The 1,229-nt window shown below is 64.2% G+C and carries 1 protein-coding gene; it reads right to left on the bottom strand.

The genetic code is table 11. The features are described from left to right. Positions 1–1,157 (bottom strand): IS30 family transposase (locus ACWEFV_RS32335; RefSeq protein WP_450073116.1); only part of this gene is annotated, 1,157 nt, incomplete at its 3' end. Positions 1,158–1,229 lie beyond the last annotated feature (72 nt).

The raw sequence follows: 1,229 nt of genomic DNA, 5'->3' as shown, positions 1-1,229 counted from the left end.
TTGAGGAGGGTGGCGAGGCGTTGGGCTGGGGTGTCGAGGTCCAGGGTGGGTCGGGGCCGGCTGTTGAGTTTGTCTTGGACCCGTTGGAGGTCGGCTTTGGTGTAGCCGCTGAGATCGGTGCCCTTTTCGAACCAGAACCGCAGCAGCCGGTTGGTGTTCTCGTTGCTGCCCCGCTGCCAGGGTGAATGGGGATCGCAGAAGTAGACCGGGGCCTGCAGAGCCAGGCTGATGTCGTACCAGCCGGCCATTTCGCTGCCGCGGTCCCAGGTAATGCTGCGGCGCAGATGAGCCGGCAGCTCATTCATCGCCTCGATCATCGCGGTGGCCACCGAGTCGGCGGTGTGATCGTGCGGCAGGTGCAACAAGATGGTGAACCGGGTGCTGCGTTCGACCAGGGTGCCGATTGCGCTGCCACATGCGGCGCCCAGGATCAGGTCACCTTCCCAATGCCCGGGCACCGCGCGGTCTTCCACTACGGCGGGCCGCTGGCTGATGGTGATCACGTCACTGAACTTGCCGCGGCGCTCGGTCTGCCCCCGGGCCTTGCGGGCGGCACGCTGGGTCGACAAACACCTGTTCAGATCGGCGCGCAACTGCCCGCGCCCTTGCACGTAGAGGCACTGGTAGATGGTTTCGTGGCTCACCCGAGCCAGCCTGTCATCAGGGTGATCACGAGCCAACACCTCGGCGATCAGCTTCGGGCTCCACCCGTCATCCATCCAGGTCTCGATAGCAGCGCACAATCCAGTGTTGTTGAGCTTGAACTCCTTGGGCCGCTGGGCTTTCTGCGCGGCGCGGCCATGGGCCATCCCGGCGTGGTAGTCCCCATCAGCATTGCGATTGCGCCGGATCTCCCGGGAGATGACACTCGGGTCGCGGTCGAGTTGGCGGGCGATCTCGACCTGTTTGAGGCCTTGGTCGAGCCCCCGCATGATCACCAGACGTTCGTCGAAACTGAGCCGATGGCCGTGCCCGCCTGGCCGGTCACGATCGCCAGGTCCGGCCAGGCCGCTATCTGAGCCATTGCCACTTCGCAACTGCATGGATCCAGCGTCGTGCCACCACTTCCAGCCGGTTTGGATCGACACACCGACCTGACGGCCGGCCTCGCGTAGCGATTCACCCGAGCACACCCGATCGAAAAACTCTCGCCGCATCACACGTGGATAAGCCGGCGGCACCTGCAACCTCCCTAGTCACGGAAATTGCATTGACCGTATGAATCTGCC

It is taken from the genome of Mycobacterium sp. NPDC004974, from assembly GCF_053600815.1.
The sequence above is the reverse complement of the archived record's forward strand: the minus strand, read 5'-3'. Positions and strand labels throughout refer to the sequence as shown.